This is a genomic window from Brevibacillus sp. MS2.2 (genome assembly GCF_013284345.1).
GTDB lineage: Bacteria > Bacillota > Bacilli > Brevibacillales > Brevibacillaceae > Brevibacillus > Brevibacillus brevis_C.
This window is the reverse complement of the sequence record NZ_JABSUZ010000019.1, coordinates 1-20,959: the sequence shown is the minus strand read 5'-3', so window position 1 is coordinate 20,959 and position 20,959 is coordinate 1. Positions and strand designations below refer to the sequence as shown.

Genomic DNA, 20,959 nt, shown 5'->3' with positions numbered 1-20,959 from the left:
AAAGTTACCCACCCTGTGGGTGAATGCAATGGTGGTCTATTTTTTGATGAGCACGGTGCTTACCGGTTAATACAACAGCCAAACTGGAAATCGGATTGGCTTTTTTCTGTTTCTATACAGCCAGGCACGCGCACAGATAAGGCTTCATACCATAGTGATGAGTTTTTGAACAGGAAGGATGAATGCCATGTCTCAAGCCAATATTCCCAATATTACTCCCACCATTACTGTAACGAGAGACGATGCTATCAATCTCCTCCTTACTTCCATCGCCATCGAAGAGCTTAGCCTCGGGCATATTATTCATGCAGAAGCAGAAAGATTGCAATATGCCATTGGTACACTACCAGGCTTGACTGTTCCTGCTTCGTTAAGTGATCTTCTTCTGGTGAATGCAAGTGTACGCCAAACCTTGCAAGACGTTACGAGAAAAGAAATGCTATTGCAATCGAAACTGGACAATATCCTGTCTGTTCCATCCAGCAGCACAGTTGGCATAACGGGGGATACGGGGGCCACAGGGCCGACGGGCGTTGGTACTACTGGAGCGACGGGCACGACAGGGGCCACGGGCGTTGGTATTACTGGAGCGACGGGCACGACAGGGGCCACAGGCGTTGGTATTACTGGAGCGACGGGCGTGACAGGGGCCACAGGCATTAGTGTGACGGGTGCCACCGGGGATACAGGTGCGACGGGGATTACTGGAGCGACTGGTGCCACCGGAGAAACTGGCGCTACCGGGGCAACAGGGGCAACTGGACCTGCTTTCACCACTGAAAACTTCTCCGCCTTCTTATCAACGGTAACCCTTAGCGCATCTTCCCAATTAGTTAACTGGTCAACAGCGAGCCCCTACTATAGTAGTCCAGGTTTCAACCCTGTGACTGGCACTTACACCGTACCAGCGACTGGAACTTACGCCATCAAAGCAACCATTAACTATGAAACAAGCGCAGCTATTACCGTTAGTTTAGACCCGGAAATCACCCCTGCATTTGAAGTACGGAGACTTACCCCTACTGCAACAAGTCTCATTATCGGTGATTTCCCTGTTCTCAACGTAAACATTGCGCTCGTACTCACATTAAGAACCATTCTGGGGACAGGAACCGTCACACTCGCGGGTGACGTTCAACTCAATGCAGATGATACACTCGGTTTGTTCTATGTTGCCAATGGATTGACCATCAACCTCAACTTAGGTGGAGGCGGCGAGGGTATCGTCTGGTCCATTCATCGTCTCACTTAACGAGGCCCTGCCATTATGAAAAAAGCTGACTGCACTCTACCATGCAGTCAGCTTTTCCTCGTCCATTACACCTTTTTCACAAATTCCGATTTTAACTTCATCGCGCCAAAACCATCGATTTTACAATCAATATCATGGTCTCCATCAATCAGGCGAATGTTTTTTACCTTTGTTCCTATTTTTACAACTAATGAAGTTCCTTTTACCTTGAGGTCTTTAATGACCGTTACTGTGTCGCCATCGTTAAGGACATTTCCATTCGCATCCTTGATGACCTTGTTATCTTCACCGTTATCGTTGCCTGCTTGGAGCGTCCACTCATGGCTGCATTCCGGGCATACCAAGGAGCTTCCATCTTCGTACGTGTATTCTGAATGACATTTTGGGCAATTTGGCAATTGACTCATCTTTGATATAACCTCCATTCGATACTGTCCATTCTATCATAAACTAGCCTGAAAACCTGGCCTAACCAGTAAGCCCTTCGTCCCGTGCTTTTTTAACGGCCTCTTCGCGATTCTTAACACCCAGTTTTGCATAAATCACTGTGGTACAATTGCGTACCGTTCCTTCAGAAAGAAAGATTTTCTCCGCGATTGTTTTCATGCGAAGCCCCTCTACTAACGAGGCCAGTATGCCTCTTTCCCGTTCCGTCAACCCATAGGGACACTCGCGTCCTTGCTTTTGGCGAAGTCCATTCAGCTCTTCTTGCTGCAAGCGCATTTCTTTAAAAAGGACATCCGCAATCTTATGGTTAATCAACGCTTCCCCCTGATGAACAACTCGTATCGCCTCTACGAGCTCGACCGGACTAACCGATTTTAACAAGTAGCCATTCGCGCCACTCCCTAGCGTTTCCGTCGCAAGGGCTGTTTCTTCGAAGGTCGTCAACATAATGACACGCATGTCTGGCCACCGCTCACGTATCGCTTGTAATGTCTTCGCCCCGTCCATGACAGGCATTTGAACGTCCAAAAGCACGACGTCGGGCTTTTCTTTTGGAATGATGTCTAGTGCCATCAAGCCGTTCTCTGCGACCCCGACAACTTGCAAATCTTGCTGATTCTGTAAAACAAGCTGCAAACTTTCCCTCACAAAGGGCTGATCATCGACGATCAGGATACGTATGCCTGCACTTGGTACAGCCTGCATAGCTGGCAGACTACAAATGACCGTCACACCTCCCTCGTCCATACAATGGATCGATAATCGTCCCTGAAGTGCTTCCAGCCTTTCCTTCATCGATTGCAAACCAAATCCGAATTCGATCGTCCCATTTCCTTCCCCATTATCTTCTACCTGCAACCGAATCTGGGCTTCTTCAAAGTATAGCCCCACTTGAATTTGTGATGCTTTTCCGTGGCGCACAGCATTGGTCAGTGTTTCTTGCAAGCAGCGGTACAAAGTCAGCTTCATGGAACGGCTCAACGCATACTCAGCGCCGTACATACGCAGCTTGACGGACACCCCTGTAGCCACCTGAAATTGCCCGATCAATTCAACGAAGGCGGACTCCATGGTCGTAGCAGATTCATAGCCATTCTGAGCCCATTTGTGGAAAATCCCTCTGGACTCGTCCAAACCTTGTCGGGCCATCTGCAAAAGCATGTCCAGCCGGCTAGCCTCCGTATCCGGTATTTTAGACCGAAGCATCTCCATCCCCATAATGAGCGATGTCATCGTATGTCCGATCGTGTCATGCAGCTCTCTGGACATTTTGTTTCGTTCTTCCAGCAGCGTGATTTCCTCCACCTGGGAAGCGTATTGCTCCAATATCTGGTTCTGGTTTTGAATAATCAGGCTCTGCTTGTGCATACGGCTAAGCAATTGAAAGGCAAAACCAAGTGCATATGCCGCGAAATGGTACACAATTAGATCGCTTACGGCTATAGGCTCGAAATCAAACCCAATTGCCTCGCCCACAAGAACCGGAATCGCCAAAATCGCCAATGGTCCCGTCCAGCGATAAGATCGTCCCACACTGTGATATCCGATGAGAAAAGCGATGGGGATAAACTGCCATCTTACTCCCTCAAAAAAGAAGTTCAAGGCAATACACAAGCCTCCACTCAAAATAATCTCAGCGAACAAATATAGGTTACGAGAGTATCGACGCAAACAACTGGGGACGACAAGCACGAAGAACAAAACGATCAATGTAATCACTAGCGGATAAGGCAATTGATCGTGATGGCGGACAAAACCGAGAATAATCGTCAATCCCCACATAAAGTGGATGGTGAAGATCATCCAGTCGACCCATAACCATCGTTTAACAAATGCAAGCAATTCGCACACCTCATCTACACCCAAACTTTCTCTCTATTATATTCCCAGATGACGCCCAGCTACTATCACGATAAACCATGACATTCTGTTACTTCTCACCGTGACACTCATCGTCCTATACTCATCCCTGTCGCTGGCTTACAACAATTGACTGACGCAAAACGCGAAAGGTGATGAAACATGACATTATTTGCTCTACGAAAATGGTTTGCCGTTCTGCTCGTATCCTGCCTCATGCTGATACAGCCCCTATCTGTGGTCAATGCTCGCTCCCCTCTTACTACTCCTTCCATCGAACAAGTAGTTGATCCCCTCATGAAAAAGGAAATGCACAACTTGCATATCCCAGGTGCAGCCATTGTCATTACCCAGGGAGATCGCATCATTTTTAAAAAAGGCTATGGTTTTGCCGACGTCGAACAGCAAATCCCCGTTGATCCTGAGCGTACGGTGTTTCGAATCGGTTCCGTGACCAAGTCGCTTACTGCTACTGCAGCGATGCAGCTCGTGGAAAAAGGCAAGCTTTCCTTACGCGAAGATTTGAATACTGTCCTAAAAGACTACAAAATTACCAATACTCGTTACGGCCTGATCACACTTCACCACCTGCTCACACATACAGCCGGTCTAGATGAAAAGATTTATAAAAGAGACAACCGCCAGAGTGTGATACCGGAATTCTCGACCGAGACCGTAAATGAAACGCTTCAGATGCAGGAGACGATTTTCACGCCAGGGAGCAAATTTCAATACAGTAATGCGGGCACCGGATTGTTAGGAAGTGTAATCGAACAAGCTTCCGGCCAATCTTTGCATGACTATATGCGGGAGAATATCTTCCGCCCGCTAGGTATGGATTCCGCCGAATTGTATCTCCCACAAGACAGTAGCAAGCTGGCTAAAAGCTATTATTACGACGGAAACGGCTATCAAACGATTCCTTATTCGGGGATTATTTTCCCAGGGAGTGGTGCTGCTAATATGACACCCGTCGACTTCGCCCCCTATATGATCGCCCATCTTTCAGGCGGCAGCTATAACGGCACATCTCTGCTCAAACCAGAAACTGTCCAGCTTATGCATGCCCAGCAATTCGCGGCCCATAAGCGCATGTACGGAATCGGCTACGGCTTTTTTAAAGGAGAGACGAAAAACGGCATTCCTACCCTATGGGCAAACGGTGGGATTGATGGCTTTATCTCGAAAATGGTGCTAATTCCTTCAGAATCAATCGGCATCTTTGTTACGGTGAACGCCACGCATCCGGGCTTGGAGCTGCACGGCAAGGTCGTGAACGCGTTTACCGACAAGCTACTGACCGAGCAAGTCCGCAAGCCCCTAACTCCTGTTGCTGGAACCATAGACGAAATAAAAAAGCTGGAAGGTCAATATCTGCTTACCCTGACGCCTGAGAATGGCTGGGGCAAAGGGCTTCGGCTGCTCAGTAGCTACCCGTACACAGTGAAGGCATTGGATGGGCAGACGATATCCGTGACTGGTTTATTCCAGAATGAAGGACAGCAATCCCTTGAGAAAAAGTTTGTACAGGTAGACGATCATTTCTTTCAAGAGATCGGCGGCGAGGAGCAGCTATATTTTCATGAGGAACAAGGGACATTTTATATGACAGGACCGATGAACTTTTCGCTCCCTCGTATCTCCTTCATCGAAAGTCCACCTGTTCTCCTGGCTCTGTATGTGATTCCCGGAATCGTGTTCATCCTTCTTTCGCTCGTCTGGATCGCTCGTTACGGGCTACGCAAATGGCGCAAACAATCGCACGCCATTTCGAAGATCGTTCCGATTATGGCTCTACTTCATGGCATATTTTTTATCATCCAATTCACCTATGCAAACGCAGAGCTTGTCTATGGCTATCCGGCCTTCTACCAAGTCGTGGTTGCATCCCTACCGATTGTTTCGTTGGCCGCCGCCGCATATTTGATCCTGCGAATCGGAACAGCCAAGGAGCGCGATCGCTGGAAGGTAGCGAATGGCGCAGCAGCGGTACTCTCTATCCTGTATACTGGCTATTTATTTTACTGGAACTTTCTTTCGATTCATTACTCATAAGACTCCGAGGCCGCAACTGAGCTTTACAGTTGCGGCATTTTTTTAAGCATAATGTTTGATCCAAAGAACTACCATTAAACTAAGCCGCATAAGGAGGAACGAACAATGAGTACTTCTAGCTTAAAAATCGGGATTATTCTGGGCAGCTCTCGCCCAGGCCGAGTCAGTCCCCAAGTAGGTGCGTGGCTCAAAGGAGTTGCCGATCAACGAGGAGACGCAGCGTATGAGATCGTTGATATTGCGGACTTTCACTTACCGTTCTTTGGCGATCCGAGCGGTGAGCAACAAGTAGCCGCATGGGCGGCAAAGCTATCCAGTCTGGATGGATTCGTATTCGTTACCGCCGAATACAACCACAGCATCACAGGGGTATTAAAAAACGCACTCGACCTCGCCCGCAAGGAATGGTACAACAAGGCGGCTGGTATCGTCAGCTACGGTTCATCAGGCGGAACTCGTGCAGCTGAGCACTTACGTGGAATCCTAGGGGAATTGCAGGTTGCCGACGTTCGTACACAACCTGCCTTCAATCTATTTACGGATTTTGAAAATTACACGGTCTTTAAACCATCCGAATTGCACATCCCACATGTAAACGACATGTTAAATCAAGTGATCAGTTGGTCAACGGCATTACAATCAGTTCGAGACTAATAAGAAAACCTCTATCGAGGCCTTTACAAGGAGGAGCGACCGCGTTTTAGCGGAAAGTTTCCATGCGCTCCGGAATTTATTTTATAAATTCCTATACGTTAAAAAAATGACTAGCAGCGATATCTGCTAGTCATTTCTTTTTCGTTCCTCACTCATATCGCAACGCATCAATCGGATGGAGCCTGGCTGCCTTATGAGCCGGGTAGAGCCCAAAGAAAATCCCGATGGCACTGGAGAACCCGAAGGCGATTACGATACTTTCCCACGATAGTAGCGGCGGCACTTCGACATATTGCGAGGCAAACATGGCTGTCCCGATACCGAGCAGCACGCCAATCGTTCCGCCAATCAGGCAGACGATCATCGATTCGATCAAAAACTGTAGCATAATATCTCCGTAACGCGCCCCTAACGCCTTGCGAATGCCGATTTCCCGCGTCCGCTCCGTGACGGATACGAGCATGATGTTCATGACGCCTATCCCACCGACAAACAGCGCAATCCCGGCTGCGACGCTAAAGATCGTGGTGAGCGTACCGGAAAAGGAATCCATCTCCCCCAGTGCGTTCTCGATACTATCGATTTGGTAGTAATTTTCGCGATCGTGCCTGCGGTTTAAGTACTTCTCTGTCTGCCTCTTGGCTGCTTCCATCGTTTCCTTCGACTTGGCTTTTACGGTTATCGTATGAACCATCTTCAACCCGTCTTTATTGTGCAGAAAGGTAATCGGCACATAGGCACCCTCGGATCGACCATTGTCAACCATCAGCTTGGCTTCCCTTACCACGCCAATAACGACGACTGATGCTGTTTCATAAGTCAAACGCTTGCCAATCGGGTCTTCACGCCCGAAAAGCCCTGCCGCTAACTTTTCGGTTAAAACGATAACAGGCTTCCCCTCTCTTACTTCCCTCTTAGTAAAATATCTGCCTGCAACTATTTTCAAGTTTGGTTGAACCTTTAACAAATCCTCATTTGTTCCTTGTATATTTGCGTCCTGCCCCTTTTTTGGGCCACGAATCGTTCCATAATAAGAGGCGAACGGCACGGCCGCTTCAATGTAGGGCGATTGTTGGGGAAGTGCATAAGCATCCTCCACTGTCAAATCAGTAAGTTTGCTTCCTTGCCTCGGGTCCCAGCCAAAATAAACGCTGAAATTAGTTGCACCCAGCTTCTCCAACTGATCGTTATAGGCCTGTTGACTGCCGTTTCCTAGTGTAATCACAGCAATAACAGACATGATTCCGATGATGATCCCAGACATCGTCAAGGTAGCACGCAGCTTATTTGTCCCAATCCCTTCTAGAGCCGTACGAAAGCTTTCGAGTAAATTCACGTGAGGATCACCTCCTCGGACGGAGTAGCAAACAAGCGCTTCTCCACTCGCTCATCTCGGATGATATGACCATCTCGAAACGTAATGACGCGCTCGGCATGCTGAGCGATATCCGCCTCGTGCGTGACGAGGAGAATCGTTACCCCTTGCGCATGCAACTCCTGAAAAATCGCCATGATCTCGATGCTGGAACGACTGTCCAGATTCCCTGTCGGCTCGTCAGCAAGTAAAATGGCTGGCTGGTTAACCAACGCTCTGGCGATAGCTACCCGCTGTCTTTGACCGCCGGACAGTTGCGTTGGTTTATGATCCATCCGCTGGCCGAGTCCGACACGCTGCAACGCCGCTTTCGCTCTTTTTTTGCGTTCTGTCATGCCGATGCCCGCATACATCATCGGCAACTCTACGTTTCGCAGCGAAGTAGCACGTGGCAACAGATGAAACGATTGAAAGACAAAGCCGATTTTTTGATTGCGTACTTGCGCCAGCCCACTATCCTTCAACTGCGTAACATCAATTCCATCCAAGACATACGCTCCGGAGGTTGGCCGATCCAGACAGCCCAGCATGTTCATAAACGTCGATTTTCCGGAACCAGAAGGTCCCACGATCGCCACGAATTCACCTTGAGCCACGTGGATATTGATATTTTGCAAAGCGAACAGCTCCAGCTCATCCGTCTTGTACTGTTTGGTTAACCCCTCAATGTTCAGCATATGTATCCTCCTTTACCCCGCAAACTCTTCGGGAGATGCTTGGAAGATCACTTCATTTTCTTGCAAGGTTTCCGGTGGATTCGCTACCAGCTCTTCACTGCCATCCAATCCGCTTTCAATTTGGATAAACAATTCACTTTCAATTCCAGTCGTCACTTTTTTCTTCTTGGCCTTGCCATTTTCCGCTACCCAGACAAAAGAAGATCCATCTTGGTCCGTCACGACCGCCTCAATGGGGACTTGCATGGCGTTTGCTGCTTTTTGCAGGACGATGTTCACATCCACGTGAAAACCTGGCTTCAAATACTCCCTCGTCTCATTCAGATTGACAGCGACCGGCACTCTCGTACTCTCTCCATCCCGCTCTTTGCTGGTTACAGCTATAGGAGATATGCGCGACACCTTACCTTGCAACTGTTCTCCGCCTAAGGAAATGCCTGAGACCACCGCATCCTGTCCGATTTTGATTTTACGCAAGTCAGATTCTCCGACTCCTGCTTCGACCATAACATCATTGGTATCTCCAACCGTGAGAATTTCCTCGCCTTTACTTAGGTACTTCCCTTGTTTCACCTTCATGGAGAGCACCGTCCCGTCAATCGGAGACACGATGCTGCTTTGCACACGTTGCTTTTCATATTTTGCTTTTTCCAAATTCAGCTTTTGAATTTGCGCCTCGTAGGAGCGAATCTCTGCCTTGTCTGGCCCTTTTTGCTTCAAAAGTAAATCTTGCTTCGCGACTCTTACTCTTGATTCCGCAGTCTGGAGCTTTTGCTTCGCCTCCTCTACAACCTGTTGGGTAGACACGCCTGCGGTAAACAGCGATTGCGTTCGCTGGTAATCTTTTAATGCCGTTTGGTACTCGCGTTCATGCTGGGCAAGCTGCTCCTGCATTTTCGTGACTTCCTCAGGCTCCACACCTTTGGAGAGCCTTGCGATATTCGCTTCCTGAATGGTGATTTGCGCCTCGATATCCATGATTTCATTGCTGACATCGGACATGTCGATATTGCCGATCACCTGCCCTTTCGTCACTTTGTCTCCCTCCTTGATGGAGAAATTCCGCAGATCGCCTGCATAGTTGGCGAACAATGTATGTTCATTTCGTACTTTGACCATGCCCGACGTCAAAATCGTGCTTTCCAAATCGGCCGTTACCACCGTTGATAACATGACAGGAATGCCATTCTTCTTTTCTCCCGAAGAAGCTGCATAGCCGCCGAACCCGGCCACAAGCACGCCCACGCCCACACCCAGCCAGATCCACAAACGTTTTTTCATATTCCTTACCTCCCCAAAAACTTTAAACCCCGATCATTCTTAGCCAATCAAAAAACCCCACTTTTTCTATTACAGGTTCCACCCTGGCTCGTCACCCGATCAGGATAAGAAAAACTGTTAAAAGAAAAAGTGGGGTAATCCTTAAATTTTTTTAAAGTGAGGTCGTCTGTTCGTAAGGTAAGCGTATTTCAAAAACGGTGCGGATCAAATTGCTTTGCGCAGAAATCGTCCCTTCGTGGCGCTCGACGATATTTTTGGCGATAAACAGCCCAAGACCTGTGCTTCCGTTTTGATGACTTCGGGCCTTGTCACCCGTGTAAAACATCTCAAAAAGATGCGGCAGCTCTTCCTCGGGAATTTCGTTTCCATAATTGATAATCTGTACAACGACCTCGTCACCCGCAAGAAAACCGTTGATATCAACAAACTGACCATCGTGCCCGTAACGGATGGCATTGGTCATGATGTTCTCGAAAACACGTGCCAAGAGCTCGCCATCCCCGCAAACCGTCAATCGTGAAGCCACATTCATTCTGGTTTCCAACTGATTTTTTTCCAAAGAAGGATATAGCTCCTCGTTTAACTGCATGAGTAATTCACTCAGGTCAATCAGATTCTGTTGGATGGTGAGCATGCCGTAGTTCATTCTCGTAATTTCGAAGAGCTCATCGATCAGTTTTTCCAAACGCTGCGACTTGGTAAAAGCAATATTCGTGTAATGTCGGGCTTGTTCCATTGTCAACTGCTCGTCCCGCAAAATGATGTCCAAATACCCTAAAACAGAAGTCAGTGGCGTCCGCAGGTCATGCGCCAGGTTTAAAACCAACTGATCCTTGCTGCTTTCGGCAAAATCTCCTCTTTGTACGGCTTCTTGCAATTTTTCACCCGCCAGATTGATGTCCTTGGCAATATCTCCGAACTCATCGTTCGACGGTATTTGAACATGGTGGGTAAAGTCGCCGTTTGCAAGATGATGAATTCCTCTGGAAATCTCCTGAAAGTAGACGGCATACCGTTTGGTTAGCAAGAAGAAAAACAGTATGGCTAGTGGAACAAAAATAATCAGAAAGAAGTAAATGTCCCCTATTTCTCGCATAAAATAGCGAATCGGCGTCAACAAGCTTTCAAACCTTACCTGTGTTCGATAGTAAAACTGTAGCGTTTTAAAAATCACATACGTAACCGCACCAGATAGAAGCAGACTTAGGCCCAGAAGCTTGACCATTTGGAACCGAAAGCTCCGTATCATCTTAGCCATGAAAGGAATACCCTACTCCCCAGACCGTTTTAATCCACTTGTTTTTGGTTTTTTCTTCTCCCAGCTTCTTTCGCAAGGTGCGAATGTGCACCATGACTGTATTGCAGCCTTCATAGTACGCTTCGCCCCACACCTGCTGGAAAATATTATCCGCGCTAAACACCTTCTTTGGATAGCTGGCCAGCAGGTAGAGAATATCAAACTCTTTTGGCGTTAACTCAATCGTTTCTCCGTACAGGCTCACGGTTCGCTGCTCTGGATAAATGATAAGTCCACCTGCCTCTACGACCTTGTTACTCGCTACTGCTACTGCTGGTTGATTCAACTGCTTAAAGCGCCGCAGTTGGGCATTCACACGAGCGACTAATTCCATTGGATTGAATGGCTTGGTCATATAATCATCTGCGCCCATCACCAAGCCCGAGATTTTATCCAGATCGGATGTCTTGGCACTCAAAAAGATGATCGGCATATTGTGCTGTTCGCGAATGAGCCGGGTGACCTCATAGCCATCCAGCCCAGGCATCATGATATCGAGGATCGCCAAATCAATCGAATGGGTCTGTACAGCTTGGAGTGCTGCCTTTCCATCCGCTGCGATTATTGTGTGGTAACCTTCTTTTTTCACATGCAAGGCAACGAGCTCAGCAATCTCCGCTTCATCGTCGGCGATCAATATGGTGACCTGCTTCATCGTTTTTCCCATCCCTTGTATACATTTCCTACCATTATAGCAGGTATGAAATAACTTTTCTGTTATCACACGTAGAGCTTGATCATACAATTATGGGTAATAATTACTTTCAGTTTCTTTTGACTTTGCAGACTTTTCTATATTACTATATTCATGTCCATATCATATCTATCATAAATATACTTGGGGGTAATTTATGAAAAAACTAATGTTTGCTGTTGTTTCTGGTTTGTTGGCACTTACGGTAAGTGCGTGTGGCACTGGCACGGATCAGGCGGCCTCGACATCTGGGCAATCCGGTGCGACGAAGTACGTGTTTGGTACAGATGCAACATACCCACCCTTTGAGTTTGAAAAAGACGGAAAATACGTGGGAATTGACATCGACCTGATCAATGCGATCGCCAAAGAAGAAGGCTTTGAGGTAGAAATTAAGCCGATGGACTTCAAAGGAATCATTCCGGCTGTTCAAGCGAAGCAATTGGACGGTGCCATTGCAGGGATCAGCATCACAGATAAGCGTAAAGAAATTTTAGATTTCTCTGAACCTTACTATCAAGCAGGTCTTTCCTTGGTCGTACGTGAGGACAACACAACGATCAATGGAGAGGCAGACTTGGCTGGCAAAACGATTGCTATCAAAAAAGGCACGACTGGCGCGACCTTTGCTGATGAGCTCGGGAAAAAGTACGGAGCGACTGTCAAATACTTCGACGATAGCCCTTCCATGTTCCAAGAGGTTCAGAACGGCAACGCTGATGTAACCATCGAAGACTATCCGGTTATCTCTTATAAAATTGCGGTAGACCCTGCTTCCAAACTAAAAATTGTAGGCGATCGTCTCAATGGTGACCACTACGGCATCGCGGTATTAAAAGGGAACAAAGAGCTGCAAGACAAACTCAACTCCGGTCTGAAGAAGCTGAAAGAAAACGGGAAATACGACGAAATCATCAACACATACTTGAACACGAAAAAGTAAAAGGCGCAAGACGCGCCTTTTTTTCACCTTAGAAAGAATGGAGTTGTCCAAATGAGCAGTAGTTGGGATGTCATTGTCGATGCTCTTCCTGTCTTGGCCCAAGGCTCTGTGGTCACGTTAAAAATAACGGTCATTTCCCTGTTTTTTGCTCTCTTAATCGGATTGCTTTTTGGTTTAATGAGCACCAGCCGCTCCAAAATACTCCGTGGCATTGCAACCGCTTACGTTGACTTTCTCCGCGGCACACCGCTGTTGGTTCAAATCTTCTTTATTTATTTTGGCTTGCCGCCCGTCCTTGATATCAAAATTCCAGAGACAACCGCAGGTATTCTTGCGCTCAGCCTCAATGCCGGAGCCTACCTGGCTGAAATTTTCCGCGGAGGGATTCTCTCCATCGATAAAGGGCAGATGGAAGCAGCTCGCTCCCTCGGACTCACGCACGGAAAAGCCATGCGCCTGGTTATCTTGCCTCAGGCTGTTCGCCGCATGATTCCTGCCTTCGTCAACCAATTCATCGTGACGCTAAAAGACACCTCGCTCCTAACGGTCATTGGTATCCGTGAACTGATGAACAGTGGTGAGATTATCATTTCTAGCAACTTCCGTTCATTCGAAATTTGGGCTGTAGTAGCGGTCTTCTATTTCCTGATGATATACATCCTCAGTCTGCTATCCCGTTCCCTTGAGAGGAGGTTCGCGAAATGATTCATGTAGAGAATTTGAAAAAGAGCTTTGGCTCGCTGGAAGTCTTAAAAGACATCTCGACTACCATTGAAGAGCGCGAAGTTGTCTGTGTCATTGGTCCCTCCGGCTCGGGAAAAAGTACGTTTCTGCGCTGCCTGAACCAGTTGGAGGAGGTGACATCCGGCAAAATCACCATTGAGGGCATGGAGGTTACCTCCCCCAAAGTGGACATTAACAAGCTGCGAGAGCGTGTCGGCATGGTGTTTCAGCGGTTCAATCTCTTCCCTCATCTCACTGTTTTGGAAAACATTATGCTCGCACCCAAGCACGTCAAAAATTCAGAGCGTCAGCAAAATGAACAAAAGGCGCTGCAACTCCTCAAAAAAGTAGATTTGGCGGACAAGCGAGACGTGTATCCAGATCGGTTGTCTGGTGGTCAACAGCAGCGCGTAGCCATTACCCGTGCGCTCGCCATGGACCCTCATATCATGCTGTTCGATGAACCTACCTCTGCACTCGACCCGGAAATGGTAGGCGAAGTTCTTCAGGTGATGAAGGATTTGGCCAAAGAAGGAATGACGATGGTCGTGGTTACGCATGAGATGGGCTTCGCCCGTGAAGTAGCCGATCGCGTGATCTTCATGGATGGCGGATACATCGTCGAAGAAGGCACGCCTGCCGAGCTTTTTGACAATCCCCAGCATGAGAGAACCAAGGCGTTTCTCAGTAAGGTGCTATAGACAAGCAACGGGCATGATGCGATTTTTCATCCATCATGCCCGCTTGTTTTTTCTATGAAACTACCTCACACATACTCATGCGCCAGCATCAAAAACACGCTGGACGTCCATGTAAATGCCCGATCCCTCAAGCCATCACCTGTCAGTGCATCGAAGTTTTCCGCCATGCCACTGCGTGCTGCCATTCGGCAAAAACGTCTGGCAATCTCCTGGGAAAACTCTACTTCACCTGCTCGCCGCAATCCATCGACCAATAGCATCGTTACTGGCGCCCAGATCGGGCCTAACCAGTAGCCATCAGTGCGGTAGAAGGAGCTGGTTGGACTCTCCGTAGCCAGACCATTCTCGGTCAAAAATCGCTCCTGCAAGTCCGCAATCAGCTTGGCCCGGATGTCCTGCGGCAGCTTTTCACCAAGCACCAGAGGCATATAACGAATCAAGCTGTCTCCTTGGGTAGGCTGATCGCTGCCAGAGTGGGTCGCGTAGAAGTTTTCGCCATTCCAGTGCTTCTCCAGGAGGCGTTGCAGCGTCATTTCCGCCTTTTCCTGCCACTTCGCTGCCTCTTCAGGACAGCCCAGTCTCTTCGCCAAATCCGCCAGCACATCCATTTGCAGAATCAAATACGAAGGCAAGTCCGGGCTTTCAATCGGTGCCCCATCGAGGAAAATCGTGCTGTTGTCCCAGCCGCAGTCATAGCCATGATTGTACTGCGGAATTCCGTCCTGATCATCATCGCGATAACGGAACCACCAGTCGGTCCAGCGACAAAGCGGCTCGTACACCTCTTCTAGCATCTCGTTTGTAATCGCGTCGTTCCGATCCAGCATCCAGCGCAGCGTCCAGCCGTGAATCGGAGGCTTGCAGCAATTCCACAGCGCATACCGATCATTGATAAAATCGGGGAAGACACCACTTTCGTCCTGCCTGTCAATAAAAATCATGAGCTGATCCCACGCCAGCGGCAGGTTTGCTCGCGTCAGTGCCATCGCATTGAAGCAATGATCCCAGCTCCAGATATTCGTCATCCAGTTTTTGGACATGTACATCGCAGACCGCGGCAGATAGCCTTCAGGTCTCACCACACAAGACCAGGTGATGTACGCCGCGAGTTCTCGTGCTTCATTCAAGCCTTCGCGATGCTCCTCAGATACAGAAAGTGTCCGTTCCAGCCACTCGTCGTACTCTTTTTTTACCTGCTCCCATCCATCGGCAAAGGCAGGATAGCTGCGCTCCTTCCATACCGTGTGGAACTCCTCCAAAACGCCTTCCAGTACACCAGTTTCCTCGTCGGGAAGAAAGGTTACGCTCACTTGCTGTTCACGTGATGCCTTCGTAGGGTTGACCACCAGCGCTCCAGCAAGCGGAGTCACTCGCAAGCGAATTTCCGTGGAAAAGTGATTGATTTCCCAGCATCCGGCTCCTGCTTGAATCGCGTAGTCTGCTGCCGTCGATTCCAGCACGAGTCGCAAACCAACGCCTTGACCACGCATCTGCACCACCTGCGGCTCGCTCATGCACAGCTTTACTTCGCCTTTATCTCCGTAGAGACGCAGCAAGGTTGGCGTAGCCTCCGTCTCAAATGGAACCGCCACACCATCGGCTACCATTTCGATTCGAAAAATCGCGCCATCGTGGTTGTCTCCTCCACGAATATTGCGCAAATACAGCCCTTCTGCTCGTTTGGTGTTCCCCAGTCGCGAGAGTACGAGATATGACCCGTATCGGCTAAAAGGAACGATTCCTAAATCAAACTGCATATGTCTCACCTCGAGGTTGCTTCGTCGATCGTTTACGATCGCGCTTTTCCAGCAGACGATTCATTCTGGCGTTCAACCACCAGACAGGCAGGCTCGCTCCCAACAAGATCGGCAAAACGGGAATCGCCAGCAAGAGAATCAAGAGAAGGAGCAAGCCTCCCATCGTGACGAGCGAATGCACCGGAAAGGCCGCAACCAGCCAAAACGATTGCTTGAGCGTCCTCTTCACGTCTGAATTCTCCCGAACAAGCAGGGAAAAAGCGTGGAAAGAGGTAGCCGCATGCAAGAATCCGATCCCCGCAAAAACAGCCGCAATCGAGAGCCCCCACAGTGTACCAAAGCGAAGGAAAAACACCACATCGACCCACAGGATGGCCCCCGTTAGCACCGTCCCTGCACCAAGCCATTGGCTCCTCCAGAAGTAGTGGCGAAAAGCATGCCAGAAGGCGGACGGAAGCCCACGGTCATTCCACTTGCCGCTAACTACGTCGTACAGAGCGGCTGTCGCTGGGAAAATTCCAAAGACGATGCCTCCCATGAGCGTACATGCCACCCACATGAGATGCGCTGCCGCCATCCGCAACAATCGCTCACCAAATTGATGAAATGACCATGCCCATCCTTCCCATTTCGCCCGATTCCCCACTGTAGCTCCCTCCTTACTTGATAGCCTCTTACTTAATAGCAACGCCGGCTGAATTGTCTACGATATATCGTTGTGCGAGGAAAAAGAGGAGTAACGGCGGAAGCGAGATCAATAATGTTACCGCCATCAGCCCGGTAGCCTCTACTTCATACATCCCTTTAAATTGCGCCAGTCCCAGCGTCAGCGTGTACTGACTTTGGTCATTCAAGAAAATGAGTGGACCCAAGTAGTCGTTCCATGTACCCAAGATGTTGAATACACTCACCAAAATCAGAGCAGGCATCATCAAAGGCATAATAATCCGTGCGTAAATCTGAAACGAACCAGCCCCATCAATACGTGCGGCTTCATCCAGCTCACGAGGAATGGTCAAAATAAACTGTCGCATGAGGAAAATATAAAACGCTGACCCGAAGAACGAAGGAACAATCAACGGCTTGAGCGTGTTGATCCAGCCCAGATAGTTGAATTCCATGTACAGCGGGATCATCGTCACTTCCCACGGAATCATCATCGTGGCCAAAACGACCATGAACAGAAAATCTCTCCCTTTAAACGTAAACCGGGCAAAGCCGTACGCGACCAGCGAAGACGAAATCAACTGACCAATCGTGGTCAGGATCGTCACCGTCAACGAGTTTTCCAAATACAGATGAAACGGCTGCGACATCCACGCATTCCCGAAGTTCTCCCAATGCAGCACATCCGGAATCCATTTGGGTGGATACTGCAAAATCTCAGTATCTGACTTGAGCGCAGTAGAGATCATCCAGTAAAACGGTGCGAGAAACAGGAAAGAGAAAAAGATCAAGCTCGCATAAGCGATCGTTTTGCGTATCAAGCTTCCTCCCCTCCCCTGCGATTGTCGCCCTCGTAGTACACCCATTTGCCGGACGTTTTAAATACGAGGAAGGTCAATACCAAAATGATCACAAACATAAACCAGGAGTTCGCCGAAGCATATCCCATCTTGAAGTATTTGAAGGCGTTGTCATACGCGAACATGGCATAGAAATACGTAGACTGCAACGGTCCGCCTCCTGTGAGCAAGAGTGCTAGACTCAACTGCTGGAACGCACTAATGATCGTCATAATCAGGTTGAACAAAATCGTTGGGCTAACCATCGGCAGTGTAATCCGGAAAAACTTTTGCACCGCCCCTGCCCCATCAATCGAAGCCGCTTCATACAAGCTCTCCGGGATGCTTTTGAGCCCCGCCAGGAAAATCAATACCATGGAGCCTTGCCCCCACAGACTGGCGATTACCATGGCAACAAGTGCCCATGACGTATCGTTTAGCCAATTTGGACCTGTAATCCCAACCAGACTGAGCAAATAGTTGAAAATACCGTATTCCCCGTCGTACACCCACGCCCAAATCATCGCCAGCGCCACACCAGAAATCACGCTCGGCAAGTAAAACACTGTGCGGAAAAAGCCGCTGCCTCTTACCTTCTGATTCAGCATCATGGCCAAAAACAACGCGATGAACAAATTTAACGGTACAAACAACAGCGCAAATTTAATGGTGACCCAGAGTGATTGCCAAAACAGTGGATCATCCGTAAACATATTGACGTAGTTGTCCAAGCCGACGAACGTAACCTCACCAACGACAGGCCAATCAAAAAAGCTCATGACGAGCGAAAACAACATCGGTCCCAGCGTAAAAGCGAGAAAGCCGAGAATCCAAGGCAAGATAAAAAGATAGGGCGTAAGAAACGCCCTTCCCTTGAGTTTTTTCGGTTGAACGGTCATGGCAGGCTGTTTATGTGTCACGACACTCTCTGTATTCAAATTCCTGACCCCTTCCCGTTATTTCAAGAATTTCTGGGAGTCTTTGACTGCCTTGTTCAGTAATTCCTCGGCATTTTGTCCCATCATGATCGCATTGACTGCTGCGGAAAGGTTCCGATTGATTTCGTTCCAGTGTGGATTCAACAGGAAGGCTGGCGTGTCAGTCGATTGCTCCAATGTCTTGTAGAACGGCGCGTAGAGCGGGTCCTGATCGAGCTTCTTCTCTTGTACGACACTAATACGCACAGGCAAGTCAGATGTACGCATCTTGATCGCATCACTGGAAACGAAGAACTTCAAAAACTCCCAAGCCAGTTCTTTGTTTTTGGAATCCTTGGCGATCGATACTGAGGAGGTTGCAATGACACCCTTACCAGGCTTGCCAGGGAATTGCGGCATTACGACCGTACCAAAGTCGACATTTGCCTTCTTGTACGACTCGAGCGACCAGACACCGTTGTCATACATCGCGAGCTTGCCAGCTTTGAACAAGTCGTTTCCGCTCTGCTGGTTTTTGCCACCGACGAGCAAAGCACTCTTGTCCTTGGCCAAGTCACTGAAAATTTGCAGGGCTTCTGCTGTTTCCTTGCTGTTCATGTAGCCTTCGATGGCTTTTCCGTCAGGGCTGATGAAGCTGCTGCCATTGCTCCACACGAACTGCTGCAAATCGTACGTATCCGGCTCCGAACGAACAGCGAAGCCGTACTGCTTCTTGTCGCGAACGGTCAGTTGTTTGGCTGCCGATTTGAAATCGTCCCACGTCCAGTTGTCTGTTGGAAGCGGTACATTTGCTTCGTTAAACAGCTTTTTGTTGTAGAAGACGACCCGCGTCGAGAAGCCCGCTGGGAGACCGAACAATTTTCCATCGAAGCGATTATAGTTTAAGAGGCCTTGGTAAAAGTCGTCGATTGCCACTGATGGGTCCTTCTTTACGTACTCATCCAATGGCTCGAGCGAGGCGTTGTACGTTGGGAAATCCCACATGTACATGACATCTGGCGGGTTTTTCGCTCCGAATGCCGCTACCAGCTTCTGATCAAATCCATCTGCATATGCCTCGACTTGTACCTTCACACCCGGGTTTTTCTGTTCGAATTGTTTCGCGATATCTTGTTGGATCTTCAGCATTTGGTCCGTATCCCATGTCGCGAAACGCAATGTAACCGTTTCCTTTTTATCAGACGATGCTGGCGTTGTCGTACCTGTGTTACTAGACGTGCCGTCTGTACCTGATGGCTGGGCTTGTGAACAACCAGCCGCGACGGCCAAAAGTAGTGCCATGCCAGCTGCCATCCATTTTGACGCAACCTTTTTCATCTGTGATCCCCCCTAGATTTACCCCTCATTTTTCTTTATTTTAATGAAGGGAAAAAAACGGTGAAACCGCCAACTGTTCGCAATAGTGTGTGAATTTGTTTCCTTTTTTTCGCTTTGTTCAGGTTTGCGCGGTGGAGTGGACGATTGTTCGACTGGACTCCTCCTTTTGTTTGAAACGGTAGTGACTCGGGGTCATCCCTGTATATTTTTTAAACCATTTGCTAAAGTATTTCGCGTCAGGAAGACCAACTCGCTCCGCTACCTCCTGAATGGACAGAGCGGTTTCATCCAGCATCGCTCGAGCCATTTTTACCCGGCGCTTGTCGAGAAACTCGCCGAAGCTCTCGCCCACTCCCTTTTTAAACATCACGCTAAAATGACTGCGGCTCAGCCCCACCTGTGAAGCTACCTCACTGACCGTCAATGGCGTATCCAGACGATCGAGCGCGTAATGAACGGCCTGCTTGATCGGTTCCTGCCACGGGTCTTGAATGACGCCATACTTGCGCGCCCGCTCCTTGCGTTGGTAGAGCATCCGTACTGTCTGCATCCACGGTTCGAGTCCAGCAAACGGGCTTGTTGTCTCCCAGCTCGTCACCTTCCCAGCCAGCTTCCATTCCACGAGCAATGATTCTACCTGCCTGCCGGTACTTGCGGGAGTCAACAAAAAACGGATATCGCCACATACGATCCATTCCCATTGGCTGTCCAGCTCCCGTGTAATCCATGCCCGCTCCTGCTCCTCGCCGTTTGCACTGCTGCCCATTCCTTCCAAGAGCCATACTCGCATGGAATCGTTCATCCACGACCAGTGTGATTGCAGGAGGGAGGACAAGCTTTGCTCGAAATCCCGGCTCAAACCAGTCAACCACGCACCGAATTCCCGCTTCCATTCATCAGGGCGTTCATGGATTTTTTCAGGTCGCGTACTCTCACCTGCCAACTCCATCCGCAGCTTTTCCAACAACGTACCCCATTCCTCATCCTGAAACTCGGTCTTCAACAAATATCCGGACACCCCGAGAGAGATTCCTTGCTGGGCAAAAGAAAAATCGCGGTGACAGCTCAGCAGAAGCACCTTTGTTTGTGGAGCGTGCTCCTTCACCCGCCTGCACAGCTCCAATCCATCCATTTCCGGCATAACGATGTCCGTAATCACCAGCTCGGGCTGTATTTGCAGGAAAGCCTCCCAGCCTTTCCGACCATTCGGTGCATCCGCTACCACTTCCATCCCGTAGCGACTCCACGGCACCATTGCCTTCAGTCCTCTTCGCACCAGCACTTCGTCATCCACAATCATTACCTTGATGCTCATCAGGAAGTTCCTCCCTTTTCGGCCATGTGATTTGAATTGTGGTTCCTTCTCCTCTGACAGATGAAATCTTCATGCCGTGCTCCATACGGAAATGAAGTTTGAACTTCTGATCGACGTTGTACACGCCGAGTCCTCGTTTGCTAGAACGCTCCAGATCAGGATCGAGAA

20 protein-coding genes are annotated in these 20,959 nt (G+C 48.9%); 6 read left to right on the top strand and 14 right to left on the bottom strand.

Annotation, left to right across the window (positions count from 1 at the left end; genetic code table 11):
* Positions 1–187 precede the first annotated feature (187 nt).
* Positions 188–1,252, top strand: coding sequence for an alpha-helical endospore appendage domain-containing protein (locus HP568_RS17595; RefSeq protein ID WP_173629780.1), 1,065 nt, complete (start codon positions 188–190; stop codon positions 1,250–1,252).
* Positions 1,253–1,317: 65 nt separating this feature from the next.
* On the opposite strand, the gene HP568_RS17590 is transcribed toward HP568_RS17595, so the two are convergent.
* Positions 1,318–1,659, bottom strand: coding sequence for a zinc ribbon domain-containing protein YjdM (locus HP568_RS17590; protein WP_007720328.1), 342 nt, complete (start codon positions 1,657–1,659; stop codon positions 1,318–1,320).
* A 61-nt stretch (positions 1,660–1,720) separates the two neighbouring features.
* Positions 1,721–3,550, bottom strand: a complete 1,830-nt coding sequence (locus HP568_RS17585; protein WP_309142227.1) for a response regulator — start codon at positions 3,548–3,550, stop codon at positions 1,721–1,723.
* Between the two features lie 171 nt (positions 3,551–3,721).
* Between HP568_RS17585 and HP568_RS17580 the strand changes: the two genes are divergently transcribed.
* Positions 3,722–5,614 carry a serine hydrolase domain-containing protein gene (locus HP568_RS17580; RefSeq protein ID WP_048035379.1) on the top strand — a complete coding sequence of 631 codons (1,893 nt, stop codon included), beginning with the start codon at positions 3,722–3,724 and terminating at the stop codon, positions 5,612–5,614.
* Positions 5,615–5,719: 105 nt separating this feature from the next.
* Positions 5,720–6,268 carry an NADPH-dependent FMN reductase gene (locus HP568_RS17575; RefSeq protein WP_048035380.1) on the top strand — a complete coding sequence of 183 codons (549 nt, stop codon included), beginning with the start codon at positions 5,720–5,722 and terminating at the stop codon, positions 6,266–6,268.
* 148 nt (positions 6,269–6,416) lie between these two features.
* Here the strand turns inward: HP568_RS17575 and HP568_RS17570 are convergent, their stop codons facing one another.
* From HP568_RS17570 to HP568_RS17550, 5 genes are all read right to left on the bottom strand, one after another.
* The gene (locus HP568_RS17570; RefSeq protein ID WP_048035381.1) at positions 6,417–7,604 is read right to left on the bottom strand and encodes an ABC transporter permease; all 1,188 of its coding nucleotides are present in this window, start codon (positions 7,602–7,604) and stop codon (positions 6,417–6,419) included.
* The gene (locus tag HP568_RS17565; protein WP_048035382.1) at positions 7,601–8,320 is read right to left on the bottom strand and encodes an ABC transporter ATP-binding protein; all 720 of its coding nucleotides are present in this window, start codon (positions 8,318–8,320) and stop codon (positions 7,601–7,603) included. Before HP568_RS17565 ends, HP568_RS17570 begins: the two co-directional genes overlap by 4 nt.
* Before the next feature lie 12 nt (positions 8,321–8,332).
* The gene (locus HP568_RS17560) at positions 8,333–9,601 is read right to left on the bottom strand and encodes an efflux RND transporter periplasmic adaptor subunit (RefSeq protein WP_173629778.1); all 1,269 of its coding nucleotides are present in this window, start codon (positions 9,599–9,601) and stop codon (positions 8,333–8,335) included.
* A 151-nt stretch (positions 9,602–9,752) separates the two neighbouring features.
* Positions 9,753–10,859, bottom strand: coding sequence for a sensor histidine kinase (locus HP568_RS17555; protein WP_048035384.1), 1,107 nt, complete (start codon positions 10,857–10,859; stop codon positions 9,753–9,755).
* Positions 10,852–11,553, bottom strand: coding sequence for a response regulator transcription factor (locus tag HP568_RS17550; RefSeq protein WP_173629777.1), 702 nt, complete (start codon positions 11,551–11,553; stop codon positions 10,852–10,854). The genes HP568_RS17555 and HP568_RS17550 overlap by 8 nt, the downstream gene beginning before the upstream one ends.
* A gap of 196 nt (positions 11,554–11,749) precedes the next feature.
* Between HP568_RS17550 and HP568_RS17545 the strand changes: the two genes are divergently transcribed.
* The 3 genes from HP568_RS17545 to HP568_RS17535 are packed head-to-tail and all read left to right on the top strand — an operon-like array spanning position 11,750 to position 13,959.
* Entirely contained in the window at positions 11,750–12,535 is a 786-nt protein-coding gene (locus tag HP568_RS17545; protein ID WP_173629776.1) for a transporter substrate-binding domain-containing protein, read from the top strand.
* A 51-nt stretch (positions 12,536–12,586) separates the two neighbouring features.
* Positions 12,587–13,240, top strand: coding sequence for an amino acid ABC transporter permease (locus tag HP568_RS17540; protein ID WP_007720310.1), 654 nt, complete (start codon positions 12,587–12,589; stop codon positions 13,238–13,240).
* Entirely contained in the window at positions 13,237–13,959 is a 723-nt protein-coding gene (locus HP568_RS17535) for an amino acid ABC transporter ATP-binding protein (protein ID WP_173629775.1), read from the top strand. Before HP568_RS17540 ends, HP568_RS17535 begins: the two co-directional genes overlap by 4 nt.
* A gap of 65 nt (positions 13,960–14,024) precedes the next feature.
* On the opposite strand, the gene HP568_RS17530 is transcribed toward HP568_RS17535, so the two are convergent.
* From HP568_RS17530 to HP568_RS17500, 7 genes are all read right to left on the bottom strand, one after another.
* Positions 14,025–15,716: an amylo-alpha-1,6-glucosidase gene (locus tag HP568_RS17530; protein WP_173629774.1), complete on the bottom strand. Its 1,692-nt coding sequence runs from the start codon at positions 15,714–15,716 to the stop codon at positions 14,025–14,027.
* On the bottom strand, positions 15,706–16,362 hold the full coding sequence (locus HP568_RS17525) for a YesL family protein (protein WP_173629773.1): 657 nt from the start codon (positions 16,360–16,362) through the stop codon (positions 15,706–15,708). The genes HP568_RS17530 and HP568_RS17525 overlap by 11 nt, the downstream gene beginning before the upstream one ends.
* A 28-nt stretch (positions 16,363–16,390) precedes the next feature.
* Complete coding sequence (locus HP568_RS17520; RefSeq protein WP_375154940.1) at positions 16,391–17,203, bottom strand: carbohydrate ABC transporter permease; 813 nt, start codon at positions 17,201–17,203, stop codon at positions 16,391–16,393.
* Complete coding sequence (locus HP568_RS17515) at positions 17,200–18,120, bottom strand: carbohydrate ABC transporter permease (protein WP_173629826.1); 921 nt, start codon at positions 18,118–18,120, stop codon at positions 17,200–17,202. The genes HP568_RS17520 and HP568_RS17515 overlap by 4 nt, the downstream gene beginning before the upstream one ends.
* A 57-nt stretch (positions 18,121–18,177) precedes the next feature.
* Complete coding sequence (locus tag HP568_RS17510; protein ID WP_048035390.1) at positions 18,178–19,476, bottom strand: ABC transporter substrate-binding protein; 1,299 nt, start codon at positions 19,474–19,476, stop codon at positions 18,178–18,180.
* Between the two features lie 118 nt (positions 19,477–19,594).
* The gene (locus HP568_RS17505; protein WP_173629771.1) at positions 19,595–20,791 is read right to left on the bottom strand and encodes a response regulator transcription factor; all 1,197 of its coding nucleotides are present in this window, start codon (positions 20,789–20,791) and stop codon (positions 19,595–19,597) included.
* Positions 20,763–20,959 (bottom strand): sensor histidine kinase (locus HP568_RS17500; protein WP_375154939.1); only part of this gene is annotated, 197 nt, incomplete at its 5' end. The genes HP568_RS17500 and HP568_RS17505, both read right to left, overlap by 29 nt.

What these genes read in the sequence shown, in the direction of transcription:
- HP568_RS17595 (WP_173629780.1), top strand. Translation starts at nt 188, where the DNA reads ATGTCTCAAGCCAATATTCCCAATATTACTCCCACCATTACTGTAACG.
- HP568_RS17590 (WP_007720328.1), bottom strand. Translation starts at nt 1,659, where the DNA reads ATGAGTCAATTGCCAAATTGCCCAAAATGTCATTCAGAATACACGTAC.
- HP568_RS17580 (WP_048035379.1), top strand. Translation starts at nt 3,722, where the DNA reads ATGACATTATTTGCTCTACGAAAATGGTTTGCCGTTCTGCTCGTATCC.
- HP568_RS17575 (WP_048035380.1), top strand. Translation starts at nt 5,720, where the DNA reads ATGAGTACTTCTAGCTTAAAAATCGGGATTATTCTGGGCAGCTCTCGC.
- HP568_RS17565 (WP_048035382.1), bottom strand. Translation starts at nt 8,320, where the DNA reads ATGCTGAACATTGAGGGGTTAACCAAACAGTACAAGACGGATGAGCTG.
- HP568_RS17560 (WP_173629778.1), bottom strand. Translation starts at nt 9,601, where the DNA reads ATGAAAAAACGTTTGTGGATCTGGCTGGGTGTGGGCGTGGGCGTGCTT.
- HP568_RS17555 (WP_048035384.1), bottom strand. Translation starts at nt 10,859, where the DNA reads ATGGCTAAGATGATACGGAGCTTTCGGTTCCAAATGGTCAAGCTTCTG.
- HP568_RS17550 (WP_173629777.1), bottom strand. Translation starts at nt 11,553, where the DNA reads ATGAAGCAGGTCACCATATTGATCGCCGACGATGAAGCGGAGATTGCT.
- HP568_RS17545 (WP_173629776.1), top strand. Translation starts at nt 11,750, where the DNA reads ATGAAAAAACTAATGTTTGCTGTTGTTTCTGGTTTGTTGGCACTTACG.
- HP568_RS17540 (WP_007720310.1), top strand. Translation starts at nt 12,587, where the DNA reads ATGAGCAGTAGTTGGGATGTCATTGTCGATGCTCTTCCTGTCTTGGCC.
- HP568_RS17535 (WP_173629775.1), top strand. Translation starts at nt 13,237, where the DNA reads ATGATTCATGTAGAGAATTTGAAAAAGAGCTTTGGCTCGCTGGAAGTC.
- HP568_RS17530 (WP_173629774.1), bottom strand. Translation starts at nt 15,716, where the DNA reads ATGCAGTTTGATTTAGGAATCGTTCCTTTTAGCCGATACGGGTCATAT.
- HP568_RS17515 (WP_173629826.1), bottom strand. Translation starts at nt 18,120, where the DNA reads ATGACCGTTCAACCGAAAAAACTCAAGGGAAGGGCGTTTCTTACGCCC.
- HP568_RS17510 (WP_048035390.1), bottom strand. Translation starts at nt 19,476, where the DNA reads ATGAAAAAGGTTGCGTCAAAATGGATGGCAGCTGGCATGGCACTACTT.
- HP568_RS17505 (WP_173629771.1), bottom strand. Translation starts at nt 20,791, where the DNA reads ATGAGCATCAAGGTAATGATTGTGGATGACGAAGTGCTGGTGCGAAGA.